Here is a 23,177-nt window from a genome sequence, read left to right as displayed (position 1 = left end):
CCGATGAATCACCCCCCCAGGATCAATGAGTCCTTCGCCGTTGAAGGGTTTCCCCTTTTGGAATCCATTCGACCTGTTATCCCCACCCGTTTCGAACTGGCCATGGAACCGAAGAGTCCTCTCCGGGGGCTCGTGGTCCCGGGCCACGGGACGGGTGGAATAGGCGGGAACACGGCCTTGCTTGGTAGGCAATTAAATGAAGAAACCCCGGCCCGCCTTTACAGCGGACCGGGGTTTCCGGTTTAAGAAGGTGTTTCGCCTTAGGCGCTTTGGCTGGCGACCTTCATGGCGTCGATGGCCTTCATGAATTCCCCGACGGCTTGAGCCAAGGGGATCACGAGGACCTGCGTCAGGTCCGCGATCCAGCTTTCCCGGGCGCCGGTGAGGAGGGCGATCCGGAGCTTGGCGTCGCGGCTCAGGCTCAAGAGTTCGGCCAGTTTGGGCATCAAGCGGTCCAGGACGACTTTGTTCGTGCGGTCCTGAATGGCGCCGGCGGGCACCTGGGATTTATCCAGGAAAGACACGCCTTTGACGCCTTTCAACCGTTTGGTGACCTTCAGCCAGTCGCCCTGACGTTGCGCAAGGTTGTTGACGACGACAATGCGGAAGACCTTGCCTTCGTCGGCGCGCAGGTTCCGGGCCAAGGCGTCGATGTTGGTGGCGGCCTGTTCGAGGACTTTGTTGCGGGCGATCAGGTCCGAAGCCGACACCATGTAAACCAAGGGTTCGGTGGATTTTACCGGCGTTTTGCCGAGCCCGACGCCCAAGGCCATGGCCAGGAGACCGCCGTCCTGTTGAGCGGCGGCCAGGGTGGCGCGAACTTCGCGGCCCTTGGCGACGCCCAGAGCCAGAGCTTTGGCCAAGAGGCCGTGGGCGATTTCACGGGCGCGCCAGAGCTCGGGACGGTTGCGCCCAGCGAAGGAACGGGCCTCCACTTCCTCGAATTGAGCCAAGGGTTGGAGATCGGCGCGCGACTTCAGGGACACTCCCATCAAGGCGCCGGCCAAGGCTTCCATGTCCAGGCTTTCCTGGCTTAAGGGGCGTCCCCAGGCCGCCATGAGACCGGCGTGGGCCGATTCGTGCGCCACGGCGAGTATCAGGGCGAGGCGATCGGTGCCCCGGACATCGATGTCGTTGCGGACGGTGTTATCGGCCCAACGGCTGATCATCCAGGACCGGGCGGCGTTGGCCTTGGACGGAGAAGCGTCCCAGCCGACTTTAAGTTCCGGTAGGGGCGTATCGGACGAAACCCCCAAGGTCCGGGCAAAGAGCGGCAAGAAGACCTTGTTGGCCACGGCCGTCAAGGCGGCTTCGGTGTATTGGCGGTTCCGCCCGAAGAGGTTCGGGTTGTAGGCCCGCCCGGCGGCTTCCCCGATCAAGTTGGCCATCAGGCGGTCGGCCTTGGCCCGGTCCAAGGCGGCGTTGAGCTTCGCCGCTTTGGCCTTGAGATCGTTGGAATCCATGGCGATTTCCGTGCTGTCGATGTTCAAGGCGCGCAGGGCCGCAAATCGCTGGGCGTCATTGGCCAAGGCGGCGTAGGCCGCGGAGGGCGCCAGGGGCGATTTCTCGAGGAAGGCCCGGGTGGCGTGCAGTTGCGTCATGGGGTTCCCCTGGACGGCCCGCTGCGACTGGTCGATCTGTCGGCGGAGTTCTTCGAGGGTCAGCCGGTTGGCCGCCAGGTCCTCTTCCAGGGTGTCGACGCCGCTTTGCAGGGAGCCCAACACCTTGTCGAAGAAGGGCGTGTGCTCGGCGTTGGTCGGCACGGGTTCGCCGTTCAGCAACCCGTTGGCGATGAACGTGGCCAAGGGTTGTCGGGACGTGGCGGGCGCCGTTCCGGGGGCGCCTTCGGTGATTTCGATATAAGCGAGGGCCGCGTTCCCGCCGGATTGGGGCAGGCCGCCGGAAACCACGCTCGGGTTCGCGGACGGAACGCCCGGTTGGTCGGCGGGCGGCGTCGAGACGAGAGAGGCGGCGGTTCCGCCGTTAAAGACCACGCTGAAGTAGGTCCATTGGCCCAGACCGTTCAAGATGAGGCCCTCGGGGGCCTGGCCGTTGATTTCCTGAAGGTCGGTCAAGGACGGCATGGTCGAATCGTTCCCGGGGTGGGAGTGGACCATCAGGGCGCCCTGAGGCACGGCGCTGGGCAGAACCACGGTGGTCTCCCGACCGTTGTTGGCGCCCGGAATCGGGGTGATGGAAACCAGTTCGTTCCGGCCGTTGAATTGGGCCACCGACGCCACTTCGCCGTTGGGGTTCGTCAACCCCGCCCAGGCCTTGGGAGAGAGGGTGGCCAGGAAGGTGGCCACCGCCGCCGCCGTGACCGCGCCCCGGGACCGACGGGAGCTTTGATCCTCGGTTCCCGTTTCCCGCCGGTATTCGGCCATCATGCGGGGCAGGTTCCAGAGCCCGTGGGCCACGGAGGACATCAGGAGCGCGGCCACGGGGCCGACCGCCGCTGAGGCGGCGAGGTAAAGACCCGTCATGGCCGTGGAGAAGACCAGGCGGGAGGCGAAGTTTTTCCAGAGGCCGCTGTCCTTCAGGGCGGCCGCAAAACCTTTCAATCCGCCGCCGTTGGTCCGCATGGCGGCGCCGATTTCCACCGCCGAGTGGGCGGCGGCGAACAGGGCGCCAAAGAGGACGGTGTTCCCCGCCAAGGCGCCCAGGTTGAGCGCCCCGCCGTCGAAGAGCTGTTGGCCCATGTGAGAGAAGGCCAAGTGACGGAAGGCCACTTCTTCGGCGAAGGGCATCACGATCCCGCCCATGGACCAGTAGAGGGCTTTCTGGGTGAACGTCGCGTTGGGCGACAGGAGCCCCTTCGTGACGGGCGCCAGAATGTTTTGCTGGGCGCTCGCTTGGAAGGCGTTGGCCGTCGGTTGGGTGTTCCCTTCGGACAGGGAATTGTCGGCCGTACGTGTGCCCCGGCTCGACATTTCGTCCCCGGGCAGGTTTTCGGTCGGCTCCGGCGTCTGGACATCGGTCATGCCGCGACTCTTGCCGCCGTTCCCTTTATTGAACAAGGATTTCTTTCCCGTCGTCGGCGTGATCGCCGGAGGCGTGGGATTGCTCGCGGGAACCCGTTCCACGACCGGCGTCGTTTCAACGGCCGCCGCGTGCAAGGTCGCTTCGGCGGGCCGAACGGCGCCTTGGTGCGCCACCACGGTGTGCCCCGTGCCCAAAGTCGTCGTGGGCGCCTGTTCCCGAAGAGTCGGCGTTTCAACCGTAGGGAGTTCTTTGGCTCGAGCGGCGGCCACCACTTCGGGGTAATAAGCGTCGATGAAGGGTTGCAACGATTCGTCGGCCCGAAGCGCCAGGAGGTTCTCTTGGTCGCCGCTGGCGGCGGCAACCTTTTCAAGAGCCTTGAATTGCCCATCGCTCAGCCCGACCAACTGATCGTAGCTGGTCGATTTGGCGAATGGCTCGATGCCGGAGATTCGATTGTAACGACTCTTGGCCATTTCCAGGTTCGGGTAGATTATTTTACCAAGGTCTGAATTTGCGGCTTCGGCAAAGGAGGTAAAGGAATCCGCCGAACCGAGCGATGACAGGTCGGCCCGGACGCCAGAACCCCTCACGGAACTCATCCAGGCCAGAGCGGCAGGAATAGACCGCGCCAACGAGTAACCCGCGGCCAACAACGACGGAACGGCCGAAATCCAGACCGTGCTCGTCATCACGTAAAGGGCGGCCGGCAAAGCCGAAGATCCCGCCACTTTGGCCACAAGCGGACCGGCTTTGGGTCCCAAACGACGGCTCAGGAAGGGCAAGAGGTATTTTTCAGCAGGTGCCGCCAAGCTAAACTGCTGGGACGCGTTTTGCACGTTTGCCTTAAGATTCGCCACGTGTCGGCCAACAGCGGCCTGGAAAGTGACGGTGTCGCTGAGAAACGCCTGTTGACCCCGAGCCGTCCATAGACGAGTGTCCGAAGCCGCTTGGGAAAGCGAAACGGTTCGCGACAGTTGAGAAGCCCAGCGAGCGTTGAGGGATTCATTGGCGCCGTTTGCGGCCGCCGCTTTTCGAAGGAGAGACACCGCCTGCCCGGCCTGCTCGATGTTGTTAAGGTTGGCCCCGGGCAGGAGGGCCGCAAAGCCCCGCGCTCGATCGACCGCGCCAGCGTCAAGGGCGATAATACCCAAAGAAGCCAGCGTCAGGTTTTGTTGTTGCAATTTCAATTTGGCCTCGGCGGCCGCCATCCGGTCCATCAGGACGATAAAGCCCGGTTCCGAAGCCCGGAGGGACTCGTTGGCTTTCGCCAAAAAGTCATTTTGCCTTTGAACGAGGCCATCGACGTCCTCCGGTTTAGCGGTGGCGGTGTCAATTTTTTGGGCTTCTTCCCGAAGGTGACGGTAATTGAGAACGCCCAGTGAAGTTGAAAGGGCATTCAATTTGTTCTCAAAGGCCTCACTGGTCGATTGATGGGCCAGGTAAGCGTCCCAGGTTTTTTGAAGGCCTTTGCCCGCGGTCTCGGACCCAAGGCCGTTGGCAAGAATCCAATCAACAAACCCGCGATGTCCCGACTGCTCGAACTTCATGTAGGCCGCTTTAAAGGAATCGTCGTTCGAGGGAATCCAGTTGTTGGCGGCGGCCGCCTGGACCGTGAGGACGGACAACAAGTTCACGGTCGCGGGAGCCTTCGTCTGGCCTTCCTTGTGGGCGACGTTGGGGGCTTGAATATTGGCGTTCCCCCATTGTTCAAGCAGTTGTGTCGCTCGCAAAACATTGGCGTCGGTCATTTGGCCGCTCGGAACGCCTTGGACTCCAGCGGCGGTCAGGAACTGCTGAACGGCCTGATAATCGGCTCCGCCCGTAGTGGCCAGGGTGACGGCGGTGTTGGCAAAGGCCATTCCCGCGGCGGTGAGAGCCGTGCGCTCGCCGCCTCGAAGCAGATAAAGGTCGGCGGCCCCTTCCAGGACGGATTTCAATTTATCAAAGAAACCCGGATTGCCCTGATTGGCCAATTTGAATTGAATATCGGACAAAGTCCGAAGAGGCTGTCCCTGTTTCTGAGTCAAGAACGCTTCCCCGCCAAGAGACGACTCGGCGGCTTCGCGTTGAACCAGGACTTTGTTCCCTTTGCCTTGGGTGCTTGAGACGTCTTGGCGCTGCGTTTCGGTGTTCATCGCGTCCAAGACCCCTTGCATATCCCAGCGGTATTGGGGATTCCCATCCGATCCGGTGGTTTCACTCGCGGTGCGCATACCATCCAGAGTTTTGGCGTCCAATCGTGTGCTGAGCGTGTAACCATCGGTCAAAAGTGAAACGGAAATGGTCATTTTCTTTCCGGTATCGTCAATGTCACTTCCGAAACGATTACCAAGTACGCGGCCCGCATTTTGAGTCAAGGCGGTGGCCGGCATCAGGTGCGGGTCAACGATCACGAGTCGGACGCTTTGGCTATTCTCGAATCGCTGAATGTCGATCCCGCGACCCAGCTGCTGTACGCTTCCCAATATGATCTGATTTTGCGCTTGCTTGCCGTCTTCGCCACCTTTCACGACTCGGGTGATGTCCGCGCCGTCGGTGATCGTCCCGTCGATCAGGGCGATCTTTTCGCCGCCCCTGCCGTCGGCCTCGAGCATCTTGGCCACGACTTTCTGCGCGATCCGGGCGTCCCGGGAGTTGGCGAAGGTTGCGATAAGCTGTTGGTCCGGGTTCAGTGCGTCCAATCCCAACAGGACAAACTTGCTCATGGGGTCTTCAATCAGGCGCCCTTTGTTATCTGCCGCCAGATCATACGTGACCGCTTGGCTGGACCCGTCGCTCAAGCTTTTCGTATCTTTCATTTCTAATCGACCCGTTTCGCCGTTTATTGTGAAATCCCGCGTATTGATTTCGGGGGTTCCGGCGTTTTTAACGTTGAGGTCATGCCCCAGGGTTTCCTTAAAGACACCCCGCACGGCGCTCGACAAGGTTCCCGACATTCCGATGAAGCCGAGACCTTCCTCCAAAGCCCCCAGGGCGGAGACCTGCTTGTGTTCCCCTTCCATGGGTTTGGTGATCGAAAGGCCAAGCAGGGCCTGCAAGGTTTGGATGGTACCCCGAGGCGGCACCAGATCCATGGCCACCCCATTGCTGTCCATCATGATTTTGCCGGTTTTGCCGCCGATCTGATAGAAATCTTTGCCTTCGCGCCATGTGACCAGGGTGTTAAGCGCGTTGCGGGCGTATTCCCGTGCCACCACCAGAGGAACCCCCCCCACATCGGCCAAACGGCCGGCCATACTGTCGGCGGTCTTTTGAACCCATTCGTCGCCCAGACCTTTGCCTCGGCCCAATTCAACGACACCCATGGCCAATTTAACGCCGTTGGGGGTTAAACCGTGGGATTCGGCGTTTCGTTCAAATTCCACGCTTAGTTGTTTCAGATGTTCGGCAAACGTGGCGGCCGATTTATGACCATCGGCGAATTGACCAAAGCGGGACGCGAGGACCGAGGCCAATTGATGGGAAGGCTTGACGCCTTCGGGGATATCGCCGGTCATTTTGCCGAGCAACCAGGCGGCTTCGGCTTCCACGCTCATCCCTTCCCGAATGGCGGTGCGGAATTGGGCGATCTCCTCGGGCGACAGCTCCCGGTCGTTCCCCATTCCGAGCACTTCACGGGCCACGGCTTCAACCGCCCTATCCGTCACCGACTCCACCAACTCCGTCCGTTGCGCGTCGATTTTGCCGAACACGTCGTTGCGAAGAAGAGAAATAGCCTCGTAGCGCGACAATCCGCCGTCCAAGATTTCTCCGGCGCGTTGCGAAATTATTTTTTCGAATTTCGCCTCGACGCCTTGCATGGCTTCATCGCGACGGGCGTCCGACAATTCGGCCGCTTTGCCCAATTCGGCTTCAAAGGATCGGTGGATGGGGGCGCCCAGGTCGGCCACGCGAGCCAGCGTCTCGGCCGACACTTTGTTGTTGGCCACCTTGTTCGCCAATTCGGGCGAAAGACCGGCTTGGACCAAACGGTCCGCGATGGCCGCGGCGTCAAGGCCGTTAAATTGGCCGGAGGCTAAGGCGCTGACCAAACCGCGGGTCGATCCGCCGGAAATGGTGGCGGGGATAAAGGCCATGGCATCCACTTCGTCGCAAAGGGCCACGCCGATTCGATCCTTCACGGCGTAGCTGTCTTTGGTGCCGGTTTCTTCGGCTCGCAGATCATTAATGCGCAGTCCAGCCAAAGTGCCGTAGGTCATGAACAAAACGCCGCCCTCCCGGGCCACGCGGGCTACTTCAGCACGGTCGGTGGTGTCGGTCACCTTCAGCATGATGCCCATTTGATTGCCCCAGACTCGCCGCGTCGTGGAATAGTTGTTGTCGACGTTGCCGGGGGTATCGGCGAGGACGAAGGTGGCACGACCCAATTTGGTGTTCAGCGGGTGCACCAACTTGGTTAAGATGGCGAAAAGAATCGTTTTTCCAGCACCGGTGCCGAGAAGTTGAACCATGCGGAAGTCGTCTTTTTTGACTTCCATGGTTTTGGCAATCTGGTCGGCCGTGATTTTGGGGTCGCCCGCCATGTCCATCAGCGTCCGGAATGTTTCCATAACGGACTTGAGGGCCGCCTTTTGGGGAACGGTCAAGTCGGGGAAACCCATGGCGCGCGCGGCAATAGCCATCACGGCGTCGAGCTTTGCATCGGATTTTAAACCTTCGCCATTTGCGCCGATGGCCCGAATCACACGCATGGCGGCGTGATCTTGCGGGGTGGTTTTCCCGTTTCTCGAGTCTTTCGAATTGAGATCTTCCCGATAACCTTCCAGGGCGGACCGTTCCTCGGCTGTCAAGCGACCGTTATCGGCGCGGAGGCTGGCCGTGACGAATTCAATTTCAGCGTTGCGATCGGCTTTGTTGCGAGCTTTTTCGGAACCCGCGCCAGTCATGAATTTGACGTCGGCGTCAAAGGCCTCCAGCGCCGCCGTTTTGAACTTCGCTCCCGCTTCACCCAATTGTTCCGCGCGAGCGACAGAGTCTTTGTAGCGATTGCCGGCCTCCTGGGGTTCCCGCCATGCCTTGTTCAACGCTTCTTTGACTTCCGGGGTCAGCGAGAGTTCGCCGTCTTTTCCCAGAAGGCGAATTTCCCCGGCAAGACCGAAACCGACAACCCGCATGCCGTTGAACCCGTCGATTTTGTCCGCCAAGGACTGGGCCCGCAGCAATCCTAATTTCAAAAACGAAACTTCATCGGTGGGCTTGATGTCCTTCGGCAATTCAATCTTGGCTCCTCGCGCGAGGGTCAGCGATTCGGCGTTAAGGCCGAACATGTCCAATCGGCCGGCATTTTCCCCAATTTTTTTGATCCCAACCTCAAGCCGTGATCCCTCAAGATCCCCGGCAAGGGATGCGACGGTAAACAATTCGCCGGAGGCTTTTGGATTGGCCTTTCGGAGGTTCATTGAACCCGCTTGATCAAACACCAGTCGAGTCGCCTCCAAAATTAATTTCCCGCCACCGCTAAGAGTGATAGAAAAACCCCCAAGGTTATTGATGCCTTCCAAATTCATTAGTGCAGTCAGGTCGGCGGTTTTTTTACCCGCATTTTCCACCAATGTCCAAAGAGCGCGGGCCCCCGCTTCCGTAGGACGATCGACTTGGACTTTGTATTTCTCCGACGCCGATTTGCCCGGGCCGGCTTCCAATTGCCAAACAATGTTGACGTTGCCTTCGCCCTCGAAGGTTTTGCCTTCCAAAGCGCTAATCGAAGCGGCCTTGGCGGGGTCCACGGTTCCTTCCATTCGCAAAGTGCCGATCTTGCCATTGGAAACATCGATGCGGACAGTCACCGAATCCGTTGGGGCTTTGATCCCCGCCGCGTTGGCTCCTTGGACGTGGTCGCTGTAGGCTTTTAAAATGCCCTCCACTTGATTTGCTTTTGCCGAAAACTGCAAAGACATGGTCTTGGCCGAACGATCGTAAACCAATAAGCCCGTTTGGCCTTTGGGAAGTAGGTCGGCCGCACCGGGGATGGCTTTCTCCAAGGCCATTCGGTTGACCGTGACTTCAATCACATCGCCGCGCACTTGAACCGCGGCGTTGAGACTGACCATTTGAGCAAACAACTCCTCCGCCGCGATGTCTTTGATGCCGGCGTTGGCTTTCATTTCTCCTCGAGAACCGTCGGCGCCGGGGATTTTAAGCGATTCATTGACGCCGAGATTCATCGATTGGAGTTGGCGCAGCGACGTGGCCGAGTCGGCTCCCGTGGCTTCAAAGCTCGCTTTGACGAAGGCGGTTTTCGCAAAAACATTCTCGAACCGGGAAGATTCCATGCCGCCGACGCGCTTCCCATCCAAGGAGACGTCAACCTTCCCATCGGAAGTGCGCGTCAATTCCAGGGATTTGCCCGATTCGCTGGTGGCGCTGACGCTTCCGTCCGACGTCTCGAGGGTTTTCGCGGCGCCCATATAATCGTGCGCGTTTCCACCCCAGGCGTCCAGAGCCTCGCGGATGGCCATGGAATCGGAGACGCGGACATAATGCGTAAATCCGCCCTCACGGGGAACTGAGAGAGAATCCGTTCCGGTGAGTGTGCGCTCCAAGGCCCAGTCGTGGCGAACCACGCTGGCGGTCACTTTGCCGTTGATGTCGGATATAGCGAGAATGTCGCCCGCTTTAAAAGCAAGACGTCCGGCGGGGGCGTTTTGAGAATCTTTAATATCGAAGGCCCGCTTTTCCAGGGCGCCCGTAAAGAGGGCGTTGGCTTCCGTCGAACCTTCCGCGGAACGCCCGATCGATCCGCTGGTCTTGTCGCTGAAGGCCATTTTTAAACCGCTCAGAGCCTGGGGCACGACCAAAAGCAGCGCAAAGCCGGTGTCGCTCGACACGGCTTCTCGTTGTTCTTTGGTGAGATCGGAGAAAGACGCCAAGCCGATGGCGGCGACGGTTTCGATCGTGGCCAGCTGGAAAGCCGCGACGGAATTACTGACAACATAAGTCGTGGCGACTTGCATTATTTTCTCGCCCAGGCTGAGATTTCGCCCGGCGGAAGCCTGTTCTCCGTGCAGAACTCCGGCGCTCAATACGTTGAACCAAAGGCCGGTTTTCGCCATGGTCAAGGCCGAAACCAATTCGGTTTTGACCAGCCCCATAAACCCTTCGTTGCCCTTAAGAAGGCCGGCGTCGTGGGTTGAAATGTCCACGCCGAAGAATCGCTGTATCGCTTCCGAGGGCGTTTGCAAAGCGGCTTTGGCCAAGTCGAACATGGGGCCCATAAGGCCGAAGTTGATTGCGCCTTTGAGGCCGAGTTCTGAAACCGCCAGGGGGTTTGCCGCCAACTTGCTGAGGTTCGTTTCCGCATTGGCGGCGAAACCGCCGGCCCGGGAGAGGAAAGCCGACATGGCAAAGCCGGCCATTCCCCCGATGGCGGAAAGATAACCCAATTCATTCAGAGTGATCTTGAATTCCTGGCCGGTGGCCATGGAATTCATGGCACGGTTAACAACGGTGAACCCAACCATGGTCGCCGCGCCGGTCACGGAGGAGCGTACCGCGTAGGAAGCGCCGGAGGCCACAATTCGGCCGACCTGGCCCATCGTTTGGGTGGCGCCAACGCCAAAAGCCTCAGAAGAGAATTTTTCAATGGTGGTGGCGACATTGGCAATACGCACCGAAGCGCCCGCCGAAACGGATTGCACAAAGGCGGATCCGCCGACTTGAGCAATCCGCTCGGCGGCCACTTTTAAAACGGGCGCGGCCGCCGTGGCCGCCATTCCGAGCACCATGCCGGTTTTGAAGCCGGACACGTAACTTTCCGCTAGGGATTTAACGGAAACGCCTTCGCCGTTAACAACCGTAATCCCGGAGTTGATTACCGCGGTCATTAGACCGAACTGGTGGCCCGCAATGACGGCCGATCCCGCGAGACGAGACAACGCCGTTTCACCCAACACACGGGAACCCCAACCGGTTGCCGCTTCCTGGGCTGTCGGGGCCATCAACAGAAGCGTGCGACCCATAATGACGGCGCCTTCAGTGAAGGATTCCGCCGCAAAGGCAAGGCGGGTGCCGGTCACGAGAATACGGCCGGCAACACCGACCCCGAAGGGAATTGTCACAATGAGAGCCACATCCACAACGGCTCCAAGGGATTTCCAACCGGCCGACTTTTCGTCTTCGGAAGATATTTTTTCGTTGACATCGTACCGCATCAGATCGCGAATATTGGTTTCCCGGGCCGATTCGTCGATGGTTCCCCCCACGAAACCCCAGGCCGAACGTCCGGCGTAGGCGGCGGCGTTGCCCACTTTGGATCCGAAGTCGGTGAAGAAAGCGCCCCAGGAACCGTCGCCGGTTTTAACCATCTTGCCCGATTCGTTGTAGGTGAATTTTTCGACGCTCACCCGGTGCCAAAGTGAGGCGGCCGCGGCGTCCTTGAAATCCAGGGTAACGCCCTGCCCGGTGAGAACGGGCGAAAAACCGTTGGCGTTGCGTTCAAACATGATGGTTCCCGAAAGCTGGACGCGGTCGCCTCCGTTCAGCGTTCGGACTTCCATGTCGGCCTTCCGCCACCCGCCGCTCCCTTTGCTGTCCGACTTGCTGTCCGACGCCGCCTGATCAATAACGGAACTGGCGGCCCGGCTTTCCAGGACCATGGTTGATCCTTTAAATGAGACCTTACTGATGGCCATGTCGAAAGTCCCCATCAGTTGCCCGCTGATATTTTCAAGTTGCCCGAGGTTCAAAGAGACCAGACCCGGCACGTTGTTTCGGATTTCAACACCAAGATAGGATTCGACGAATTCCCGGTTGGATTTCAACGCCTGGAGGGTGCTGGCGTCGAATTTCCAGGAACCGTTTTTGCCCGCCTCCCCTTCCCACGTAAACGAGGCGTTCTTGATTCCGTGGAAATTAGACACGACCAGCTGCGTCGAGCCGCTTTCAAACAATTCGGCGGTCGGATTGTAAGTCACCGATACATTGGTCAAGGTCGCCGTGCGTCCGCCTTTCCCCTGGCCTTCGTGAACAACTACGGTGACCGTGTGGGAACAATCCGGGCTCGGCACTTCGGAGTATTGGGTGACGTGGTAGGTCGAAACCGTGGCCTCCACGAGCCGACCACCGATCACCCGGCTCGTCGTTTTTCCATTATTGGTCGCGGCTTCCGCAACGAGGCCGTTGATTGCCGCCATAGTCGGTTTGTTGTTGAAATCAATGCCGTTGGCCTGGGAAGGAAGCACTTTTTGAACATCGAATCCCATGGCCCGTAGCGTGTAAGCCAACGTCAACGTGTTGTGTCCTGACGCGGCTTGGATCGAATCTACCGTGCGACTCTGGGCGCCGCTCAGCTGAGCGGTGCCGGCGAGGGAAACCCCGATCGTCCCGGTTTTTTCATCCTGTTTGCCCATGGATATCGTAAGGGCCGTTCCTTTGGCGTTTCCGGTCGCCATGGCCACCTCGCCAGTGGGGGACATGACCATAACGCCGACGTTTTCTTTTCCATCGAGACTTCGAAGGACAAACGATTGCTGGGAGATCCCCTCCTGCTTAAACCCAAAGACGCTCGAAAGCGCGCCTTTCGTGAATTCGGACAAGCCGGCGACCTTGAATTCCGAATAGGTGCCGATGGCTTTCCCGGTATCGGAATCCATGGCTTGGCGTTTGGTGATAACGGCCGGGGAACCGAGGTTCGAGATCGTTCCATTGGAGCGAACATCGAACACGCGCTGTTCGCCGTTGAGGTTTTGAACGATGGTGGACCCCAAGGTCCCGTTTTTGTCCTTGCCGGCGGCAAAAGTGAAGAAGGAGAGGTCCTTTTTATCTTTGCCTTGCGCCGCTTCGGCGGCTTGAAGGATAATTGTGGCTCCGTTGCTCGTGGCGTCCTTCGCACCCGTGGTGAGGTTGATGCTCATGCCGAGGAACACGACATTCGCGCCCAGATTATTGCGCCCCGCCCGCACCAAGTTAAGTTCAGATTGGAGGGTCGCTTTCAGTTCCGCGTTTTGGGTGTTGGTGGCGCCCTCTCGAGAGAGCGCGGTGATGGTGAGATTTTTGTCCATCGTAAGGCTAACCTTGACGGTATTTTCTCGCGGGGTGCCGTTGGCGTCGAAAGTTTTTTCTTTGACTTCACCGTTAAACACGTAAGCGCGGATACCGCCGCCGGTTGTCCATGAACGAACGCCGTCGCGCGTGCCAAGGCTCAGCTGGCGGTGGATCGTTACCGCCTCGAATTTGAGAGTCAAACTATTCGGAATTGTTTTGTCCGCGGGGGTCACCGAACGCGCGGCCTCAAACATTCCGGCTTTGTTCGCGGTGAAGATGGAACCGTTAAAGGAAATTCGGTCGCCCTGATTGCCGACAAGACCGCCTTGACGGTTAAACCCGATGGTCAAGTCGCCGGTTCCCGCATTGGAGAATCGCTGAAACCCGTTTCGGGTGAGCAGCAACGTCGAGGTGCCTTCCATGAGCGTCACGCTGCTGCTTTGGGAAGGAAGGGCCACGCCGTTTTTGACGTCGTATTGAACGCCCAGCATCGTGAACCCGCCTTGGTCAAAAGACCAGTCTCCGCGCGCGTTGCCGCTAAAGGTGATTTTGTTGCCTTGGTCCGAAGTAAACCAACCGGCCTGGAAGGTCACGGGCCCGTTCCGTTGGAAAGTGAAGGACGTTCCGGTAACCGGGCCGTCGATAAGTTCAAACCCTTTGGCGACGACCAGCCCGGCCGCATTGGTTTTGAGTTGGACGCCGTCTTCGGTTCGACGCAACGTCGCGAATCCGGAGCCCGTGTACACGCTCGCTTCATCGTTGATTCCCATGGCGGACAATCCGGTCTTCAGGTTGCCCATCGACGCCGCGTTGTAAACCATGCGGCCGTCGGCTTGCCGGGTGGCCACAACGGTTTTACCGCCCACGGTGTAATCGTACGACGTCACGTTGGCTTCCCCTTTGTTTCCACCGGTCAAAGTGATACCCCGTTGGTCCCGGAACGACATGCCTTTGCCAAGCACGCCGGCCACCTGCATTCCCTCGGTGAGATAAACGCCACGCGATTTATCGCCGGAAGCGTATACGGCGAAGGCAGCATTTTTCCCGGAGTCAAAATAAAGGTTGATTTCAACATTCCGCGCGCCCGTCTGAGGGTCGCGAACCAGGAATCGCGTCACGTCGGCTGTGCGAGCACCGACCGCCAATCGGGTTTTCACATCGCCCGTGGTCTCTTCGGTGACAAAGCCTCGTTTCATTTGCTCGACCGTGGTTCCGTCCGCCGATAAGGCGTAAGCCTTGCCTTGGAATGCCTCGGTTCGAAGGGCTTGTGTGATGAGGTATCGAGTGCCTCCGATAGCGACTTCGTTGACGAGCGTTTGCCCGTCCAGCGTTGTATTGCCCCGACGCAGTCTGCCGTCCTGGACTTTGTACTCCGTGGCCATTTCGATGGATTTTGTCGTTCCATCGGCATTTTTCAACTTCATGTCCTGTTTAACGCTGAAGGCGGTGTTGTCCTCGAGGCGTTTAAGGCCCAGAGCGCCCGATTCCGTCTTGGAAAGTTCAAAGGATTGGAAAACGCCGGTCGCAACCTGGACTGTGAGATATTGCGTTCCTTTGGAGCCCGACACGACTTCCGTGGGCATGTTGTCGAGACGGATTGCAATGCCACCCTGGGTGTTGGCGCTGAAGACGTAAGCCAAGGTGTGCGATTTGCCGCCTTCGGAAATGGCTTCGGATTTAAGGACGGCGCCGTCGTTCAATTGGTTGAAAGATTTGAAGTCGGCGGAAAGGTAGAACGCCTGATACGTCCGCTCCCCTTTGGAGGTTGTGGCCGTAATGAGGTATTCGCCTTTTTGGTCGTCGGCTCGAACGGAATTAATCACGTCCCGGCCGTCAACGCGATTGGTCATGCGGCCACTTTCCGAAACCACAACGGAAACGGTGTGATCGCCATAAGACCGCTCCATCACTTTATCGCCGGCGCGCAATTCCGTCGCTGTCGAGGCGTTCGCCGCGGCGCGGAAGGTTACAAAGGTCGATTGGCCGTTGCGCTCAACGCGGACGGTAAAGGCTTCCCCATCGCCAACCTTTTGATAAGCGACGACTTCTTGGCCCCGGTAGGAGAGCTTGGTTTCCGTAACGGTTTTCCCATCGGCGCCCAATACGCCCGTGAACTCGCGCGTTAAAACGCCGACGCTTTGGGTGACCATTCCACCCGCGGAAACCTGGACCTCTCCCCCTTTATTAAACGTCAGTGTTACCACGCCGCTGGATTGCGAGGTGAAACCGTTGGCGGAGGCGCCTTTTTGGGCGAACGTCAGCGATTCAGCGCCATTGGCCATCCAACGATGCGTCACCCCGCCGGAGCTTTGCGAAAGACTGCCGGCCGTGACCGTGAGACCCTTCTCGGCTCCGGGGATGCCCCGGGCATTGAGGGTAAAGGCCGATCCATCGGTTTCCACCGTGTAACCCGCGACGACCATCCCTTTGGCGGCGTTTTCAACGCGGATGATCCCGGTTTGCCAGACAATTTGGTCGCCTTGGATGAAAAGCTTGCCCGAAACGATGTCGTGGGAGGCTGTTTGCCCATGAAGGACGGCAACCGTGTCGCGGGCCGTGCCGGAAGCCCCGCCCTCGTTACCTCCCCGTTTAACAGAGAGCGCCGAATTCGATGAAACATCGGCGAAACCTTCAAACACCGCCCCATTTCCGGTGATGCGAATCGTTCCTCCAGCGGCGGCGGTCACATCCCGCCAATTGCCGGCGTTGTCCCGGATTTGGATTTGCGTTTCGGCCTTGATGGCAAAGGTTCCATCCGGTTGCTGTTGAATAGCATCCATATTGGTGGCGTTTGAAACTCGAATGTTCCCTTTGTACCCGGCGGACGTTGTGTCCAGGCTGGCCAAATCGAACTTGGCGTTGGTCACGGAATTGACTTTGCCATACCGATCCACTTCGACCACCGCGGCACCGTTCGGGGTGGTGGCGGCGAGGGCCGCGCTCGGCGAGCCGATCTGCAATTGCGAGGAGGCCAATTCGCCCGCCGGAGACTCATCGGATTGGGCGTGGAAATTGGGACCGATGGGGCCGAGCGGGGCGCGGCCCCCGTTCATGGGGTCCGGCGAACCCGCGGGTCCGGAACCGCCGGAGGTGCTTTGCGGTGCCCGGTCCAGGTCCAGGCGGTTCGTGGGAGTCACTTTCACGCCGTTCACCGTCGTCGGTTCCGTGACGCTGTAAGACTTTGAAAGGACTTCCAGCGACGCCGACAGTTTGACGCCGATGATTGAATGTCCGCGGCTGTCCTTGGTGCCTTCCGCGAAAGTGAGCTGCAAACCGCCGTCTTTCGTCTGGACGGAGGAGTTGATTTTGACTTGGAAGCCGTCGATGAACATCTTGGCCCCAACCAAACCGTTTTGCGCGAAGAGGGCCAATCCGTCGGTCGGGCGGAAATCCCCGCCCAAAATAAACCCGGGTCGGCTTTGAACCGCCGTCCACCCGCCCAGCCGGTTCGACTGTTGAACGATGTGGAACGTCGTGCCGTCTTTTCGAACCTCCGTCAGACGCTCGGCGCCGGCGGAGGAGGTGACTTGACCCGTGATCGTGTTATATTCAACGGCTCCTCCCCGGAAAATCTGTCCCGGAAGCGCGGGCAATGCGAATTTTCCTCCCGGGTTCGCGGCTTCCGCCGTGAAGGCAACGGTGGTCGCTCGACCGCCCTCGTCGTAAACGATGGTCGGCGTGACTTTCACTTGATCAAAAAAGTCCCCTTCCACCAATTTTCGTTCGCGCGCGAAGAAGGTATTGCCGGTGGTCGTTTCCGCTCCGGACACGATGCGCCAGAGACCATTGCCCAGTTCGATGGCTTTGACGTCCCGCTTGGTGCCGTCGATGACCATCGTTTTATCGATGACCCCGCCGGTGGCTTGGCCGCCGATGACGGCGTCGGCCTTCAACGTCGCCAACGTGTCGATTCGTCCCTCGTCGTTCTTTCGGAAAGAGACGGAATAAACGCCGCCCTCGGCCACAATGCCGCGGGAGGCCCACTGGGCTTTGACATCGGCGCTCACTTTCGATTCGTCAATTTCAACCGACACCGTTTCGCGCGTTTGAACTTTGTCGCCTTCGCCCGATTTGGTGATATGAACGGTCATTTCTTTGAAGCCGCTGGCTTCAAGATTCTGAAGTTCCTTTAAGATGGCTTCCAGCGGGCGACCATCAAGCTTGATTTCGTTGTTTTGCACTTTTTGAATCAAGGTGCTGGCTTGTTCGCCGTTGAGTTTCAAGTCGATCTGATCGCCCACGGCGGTTTTGCCCTGGTCGACCGTCAAATTGAAGGCGACCTTGCCTCCGACGCTCCCGAGGCCGCCGAGATTTAACGTCGAATCATTGACCAGTTTCACATCGCCCTCAAAACGGACCCGGGCCCCTTCGATGGTCCCGTTCTCCATGGCTCGGGCGGTGAGTTTCAAATCGACGCCCATCGTAAAAGCGCCGGCCTCGTCGCTGAAGGCTTTCCTGATTTCCTTGGCATCGCTTTCGGAAACGCCCGAGGAGCGCAATTTAGCGGTCAGGTCCGAAGTGACATTCGCCACCGTCATGGGTTCCCGGCCCAGGAGAAAATACTTCCGGATTTGAGGTCGATTTGGAAATTAACTTCTTGGCCTTTGCCGTAGCCCAATCCGCTCGCAAACCGCTGTAAACGGCCATCCAAACTGTCGAAGGATTTGCCGATCTCAACGGAACCATCAACGCCTTGGTTCACAGAGACCAGGAACTTTTTAACCGTGGCGCCTTTAAGGAATTCGTCGCCTCCCAAGGCCTTGAGATTCGCTTTCAACGATTCAAATAATTCGGACTTTTCACCGTAAGCCGCTTTGAGGAAGCCCATGAATTGCTCAGCGCCTTTGGCGTCTTTGATCTTGCCATCCCCGAACTGTTTCGTGAGATCGAGGAAAATCTTGCCGGAATCAAAGTCGTGAATGACACGAACGGTCGCTTCGCCCAATTTGGCATCTCGGATGAAATCTCGCGTTTTGGGGTCCCGAATGGCCGATCCTTTGATTTCAAAAATGAGGACTTTGTCGCTTCCCAACAGGCCGAGCTTGATTTGCCCAACAATCTCTTTAGGGTTGTAACTTTCGAAAAAGGCCTTGAGTTCGTTTTTGGTCAGCGAAAGCAGATTCGCTTTGCTTTGGGCGTCCAATTTATCGAGGTCCAGAACGGCCATGCGCAACTGCCCATCCGTGGCCGATCGGGGGTCCGTGACCTCGTAGGCTTGGCGGTCCGCCCGGCTCCAGGATTGCATCATCAAGTCGATGGGATTGAAGGCGTCTTTTAACAATTGCGACGCAATGTCGGTGATCCCAATGGCCTTGGCGGCCGCCACAAAGTCCGCGTTGCCGGCCAACTCTTTATTGAATTTGCCGGATTCGATGTCGCTTAAAGTCGCCCGACGCTCTTGATTGCCCGATTGGGCGTCATCGGAGGACCGAAAGCTTGCCCCAGCGGCCCGGTCGCCGTTCACGGCCGTCAAGGCCAGGTCGAAAGCCGCCATCCGACGGAGCCCGAGGCTGACTATCCGGCAGGTTGGCTTGGGCCACTTCCCGCATCGTGGATTGAGCCTTCGCGCTGGGGGCCCTTTCGACGGGGGCAAGGACCTCGCCGCTTGTTCGCCAAGGAAGTTTCCGATGTTTCGAACGCTGTCCGTCAGAAGAAACCCGACGGCGGTGCTTTTGGAGCCCACGACTTTGCCGTCGACGATCTTCGAGTAGGTGCTCATTTCGCCGGCGTATCGTTTTTGAAGCAGTTGATTGGCTTTGGTCGCCAACGAATTCATCAGGCCGCGCCACAGGTCGCCCTTGGAAGGGAGAGAAGAAAACCCTTCCGCCGACGTTCCACCTGCGTAAAGCCAACGACAACCATCAACAGCGAACTCATCCAGCCGTTTTGGGGCCGAGGGCTTTATCGACCAATTGTCCGGCCGCGATCACCGCCGCCTTCTGCAATAGGACTTTCGAGTCCAGCATTTTCGAGAGGTCGCCCATGCCGCCAAAGGCCAGGAGGCCTTGTGTAATTGCGCCGGTCAAGTAACCAAGATCGGGGGCGTATTGTTGGAATGTGTCCGAAACGACGATGGTGACCGCTTGACGAATGAAATCTTTCACAGCCGCGGTGATGACGTTCACTGCCTTGCCCGTCACATCGAATACACTCGCGATATTTTAGAAATGCTGCCTGCAATTTCATTTGAAAACCTTCGCTCGTTTTCAGGGCGCTTTGCCCGGTGCCTGCCGATCGCGCCCGCCTCCCCGTTGCCCGTGAACGAGGCGCTTCCCATGTAAGGGTCGCCACGGAGGATGCCGCGGCCATTAACCCGGACAACAAAGCCATTTCCAGTTCCCGGTCATCATGTAGGTCATCGAAGCTCACGACGAATGTTGAAACCGCCAACACACAAAGGACCGTCATGGCCCCGGCCGCGACGCCGCCCACCGACGACCACCGCCGCCGCGTCAAGCAACGACGCCCATCGCGTCCAGTTGTTCGCCAAGGGCGGCCCATTGGAAATTAATGGCCAATCCCACGCCAATATAAATCGCGGCGATCATCACGATCGCCATGAGCAACTTGCCGAAAATGCCGTCCATGCACCCGCCGCCGCCGCCCAGGGTTTCGGAGTGTTCCACACCTTGTTTTCGTCCTTGCCAGGTCAGTTCGTTTCGGTTGTCGTAGTGGTTGGTGACGATTTTCAATCCGTCGGTCACCGTGCCCCCGCCCTTGCCCACGGGAGGCGAGTAGCTGTGGTATTGTTCGTTCTGGCTCAGGACGTTGCCGGTGGCGTTATCGAAAACAATGTCGTAGGTGTTCTGCCATCCGCTGCTCCCGTCCGAATTCGAATAGGAGTTGAAACCCGGTGGGCGCGACCGAATTCGTCAAAGTCCGAGGAACTGGTCCCCGCTGGTCCACAACATGGTGTTGACGGTTTTGCTGCAGTTTTCCGCAGCCCACGGTGGTGAGCCGGGCATGTAATTGGAGTAGTCGTTGTAGACCAGGCGCCCGTAGACGTCGTATTTCATGTTGTATTGGTGGGAAGAGAATCCGAAAGCGGAAAAATACCCTTCGTAGCGCGCCTGGTTGGCGTTGTAGCCGCTGTAAACCGTTCCGCTGGCCTGCTGGTCCACCAAGCGGTCGGCGTTGTCGTAGGCGTTGGTGATCGTGACGTTGGCGTTGCCGTTGACCCAGCCGTTCACGCCCGTCGCTGACTCCCGGGACCATGCCGTAGGTGGAATTGGTCCACTGAACGCTTTGGTTCTTCTGGTATTCGCGGCCTTTGGAATCATGCGACGTCCAATGGACTTGGACGCTGACGGGACGCCGCCGTTCTTCGAGTAGGATTCATTGTAGGAATAAACCTGGCCGATGGAGTTGTAGGTGATGGAATTACGCTCGGTGGGGGGTCCCTTTGCCTTCGTCCATCGATTTTCGACGTGAGCGGAGGTGCGCCCGCTGCTGTTGAGACCGTTACGGTGCGGTCCGACGTAAAGTGCCCCATCCCTCTTCGAAAACCGTCTGTGTGGACGGTTCCACCGGCCAATGCGACGGCCGTTGGAGTCATACTTGTACGTTTCAGGGAATTGCTGTAAGAATCGATTGAAGTATCGCGTATCGTCGTGGTGTGGGTCGTCACGATGGATCCATCGCCGTCGGAGACGTAACGCCGCTTTCCCAGTCGTAGCTGTAAGTGGGCGTGCCGACCGTATCAGAGACGCTCGACTGGGATTCGCTGTAAATGGTACGGTGTCGATGCGCGAGGACGATTCCAATATTTTCGCCGAACCCGCGAAAATGCCCATTTCCTGGTGAATCGTGCCCCTTCCGAAATATGCCGCCCACGATGGACCACCGGAGGTGGAGCTGGACCCGGTCGGCATGGCGCCATACCGTTGGTAATAAGCCATGCAGGACTCGCTGGAAACCGATTGGGTCGTTCCATTGGCCTTGCGGGAATCCACTCCGACAATTGAAAGTTGTCCCGTCCGCCTCCGCGCCGATCATCGGCCCGCGCTGTCATAGATGCGTCGTGGTGATGGAGGTGGTCGTGTAACGGCATGCCTTCTTCGTCCGGAAGTGGCTCGTCGTCGTCGACGTGTTCGCCCTAATCAAGAAGCGGCCGTTGATGACGACGAAGGTCTGGGCGATGTTCCCCCGAATAATTGCTCTTCCGCCCGTCCTCGGAAACGCTGGTGCCGGTGCGGTACGGACCCCGTAACGCCGGTCAGGCGGCTGGGCGTCAATAGGAATAATTAGTCGTGACTTCCGGATGGCTGTTCCCTTGCCCGGTGGTGCTCGGAAACAGAGGTCGGAACGAAGATTTTCGCCTGCCCGTTCAATACGCGGAAATACTGCGTGAGGGACGCAGGTCGTGTTCCCTTCGCCGTCCGTGCTGCTGAAACGTTCCGCGCGCGTAGGCCCCAACCAGCTGCCCCGCGTGATTGAACGAATTAAAAATGGTGAGGTCTTGGGACTCGGTCGACCCGTCAGGGTGCGAGCCGGAGGTTTGCGTCACGATTAAGGAGACCATCAGATCCAGCCACCCCAACGCTGGTAGGTTTGCATCCGAGGTGGAAGTGTTGGTAACGCTGGTCCACGTGCCGCTCCCGTTCCCGTCCGGGTCACGTTGAATTGCTGGGTGGTGGAGGGTGGTGGTGCCGTTGCCGTTCGTCAGCCACGGCCCGCGGCGTTGTGGGTGTAGTTCAAAACGTTGCGGGGGGGTGTCGGACGCGGCGTTCGTGGTGATGGTCGTGTTGGTCGTTTGGGAAGCAAGAACGGTTTGCCCCACCCGACAGCGTAGCTTTGATCCAAGATCCGCAACGACCCGCTGGGCCGCAAGCCGCCAGATTAGGGTAGACGTTTTCCCTGTTGGTCGAGTGAGAAGGCCTTTAGCGCCGGTCATCTGACCGACACAGAACAACAAATCCATGGATTGGTCGGATTCATGAGACGCGTCGCCCGGCGGCACGCCGCTGCTGCTGTGGGTTTGCGAATGGACCACTTCAGCGTTGCCGTTGATGATGCGGTAGGTGTTATCGGTGCAGGTCGTTCCCGACTCGATGACCGTTTCCCGTTGCCGATTAAACCCGTCGCGATTAGCGTCGTTCCAAATAATTTCCCCGGTCGTTCCTCGGAATGCCCGGTGGCTCAGTCATGACGGCTGCCGGAATACTGATAATCGACGACGCTGGTCGTTGATCAGTCGGATCAGGTGGGTCGTCGTTGATTCGGTGTGTTTCTCGAAGGTTTGGCCCGCCACCACGATCAGGATTGGACCAGCCGTTCGTGTAGGAATAAGTCCACGACGCTCCATCGAGGTCCAGCGTCTGCTGGGTGGAGGAAAGGTGGTCCCGCCCCAATCGCGGCCTGTAAAAATCGACGCTGTAACCGGTGTTGGATTCGCTGTTCCGAAATGTCCGCGCGGTGCCGTAATTCGACCCGTCGTGGGCGCTGTAGGTCGTGGTCCGGCGGTGGGTGGCTGTCCCGACGGATTGTCCCCGCAATCACGTAGGTGGTGTCCCCGAGGCACTGAATGACTCACGGTGCCCGTCAGCGTTCTTTTTGTCGTAACCGGAAGACACGCCCCGGGTCGGACCAGCTGGCCTGGCCACCGTTGTATTCATTAGGCGTCCCCGACGTGTTGTGGGAGTGGTTGATGGCGGCCGTGTAATTCGAGGCCGCGTAGCCGGGTAAAGGTCGCTGGTCGTCACGCTTCCTCCCGCGACCCCTTGGCCGTTGTGGATGGCCATGACGGTCGTCGTGTGCAGGTCCCGTCGTTCCATGGTGCCGTATCGGTCGTCCGGCACTGCGAAATGGACGTGCTGTCAGCCGTGCTCAACCTTCGTTGGATTGGCCCAAGGCGTTGTATTCGTAATTCGTGGTCGTGTCGGGTCGTGGTGTTGGTCCGGTCGAATTCGTGGTCGAACGCGTGGCGGTAGTGCGAAACGACGGCGATGTTACGATCCGCCGTGTCGTGTTGAAATCAAACCGGGGATGGTGGGGGGTTGGGGGGTGTAATCGGATGCCGTGGTCGTTCCGTGGTGGGGCGGGCCACCGCCCGAGTCAGTGCCCGCGCGCGTTGGCAGGTAATGAAACGTCCGGAGTCCGATTCCGTGGCGTTGACGTTCCCTTCGGACGCGGGCAGGTAATGTTGCGAAATCGTGCGGGACGACACGCTTGACCCCAAACAATCGCGTTCTGGGTGTTCGACGTGATGTGGGCGG

Annotated in this window: 5 protein-coding genes; all 5 read right to left on the bottom strand. The window is 58.8% G+C overall.

Annotated features, from left to right (window positions below; all coding sequences use genetic code 11):
* Positions 1-260: 260 nt before the first annotated feature.
* Positions 261-17,501 (bottom strand): hypothetical protein, encoded by a 17,241-nt coding sequence (locus IPP68_08955; protein MBL0350487.1) that lies wholly within the window; start codon positions 17,499-17,501, stop codon positions 261-263.
* The gene (locus tag IPP68_08950; protein MBL0350486.1) at positions 17,498-18,739 is read right to left on the bottom strand and encodes a hypothetical protein; all 1,242 of its coding nucleotides are present in this window, start codon (positions 18,737-18,739) and stop codon (positions 17,498-17,500) included. The genes IPP68_08955 and IPP68_08950 overlap by 4 nt, the downstream gene beginning before the upstream one ends.
* Before the next feature lie 97 nt (positions 18,740-18,836).
* Entirely contained in the window at positions 18,837-19,088 is a 252-nt protein-coding gene (locus IPP68_08945) for a hypothetical protein (GenBank protein MBL0350485.1), read from the bottom strand.
* 327 nt (positions 19,089-19,415) lie between these two features.
* Entirely contained in the window at positions 19,416-19,667 is a 252-nt protein-coding gene (locus tag IPP68_08940; protein MBL0350484.1) for a hypothetical protein, read from the bottom strand.
* Between the two features lie 168 nt (positions 19,668-19,835).
* Positions 19,836-20,153 (bottom strand): hypothetical protein, encoded by a 318-nt coding sequence (locus IPP68_08935; GenBank protein MBL0350483.1) that lies wholly within the window; start codon positions 20,151-20,153, stop codon positions 19,836-19,838.
* Between the last annotated feature and the right edge of the window lie 3,024 nt (positions 20,154-23,177).

This window comes from Elusimicrobiota bacterium (assembly GCA_016722575.1).
Lineage (GTDB): Bacteria > Elusimicrobiota > Elusimicrobia > FEN-1173 > FEN-1173 > JADKIY01.
Note: the sequence above shows the minus strand (reverse complement) of the source record. Positions and strands in the feature narration are given on the sequence as shown.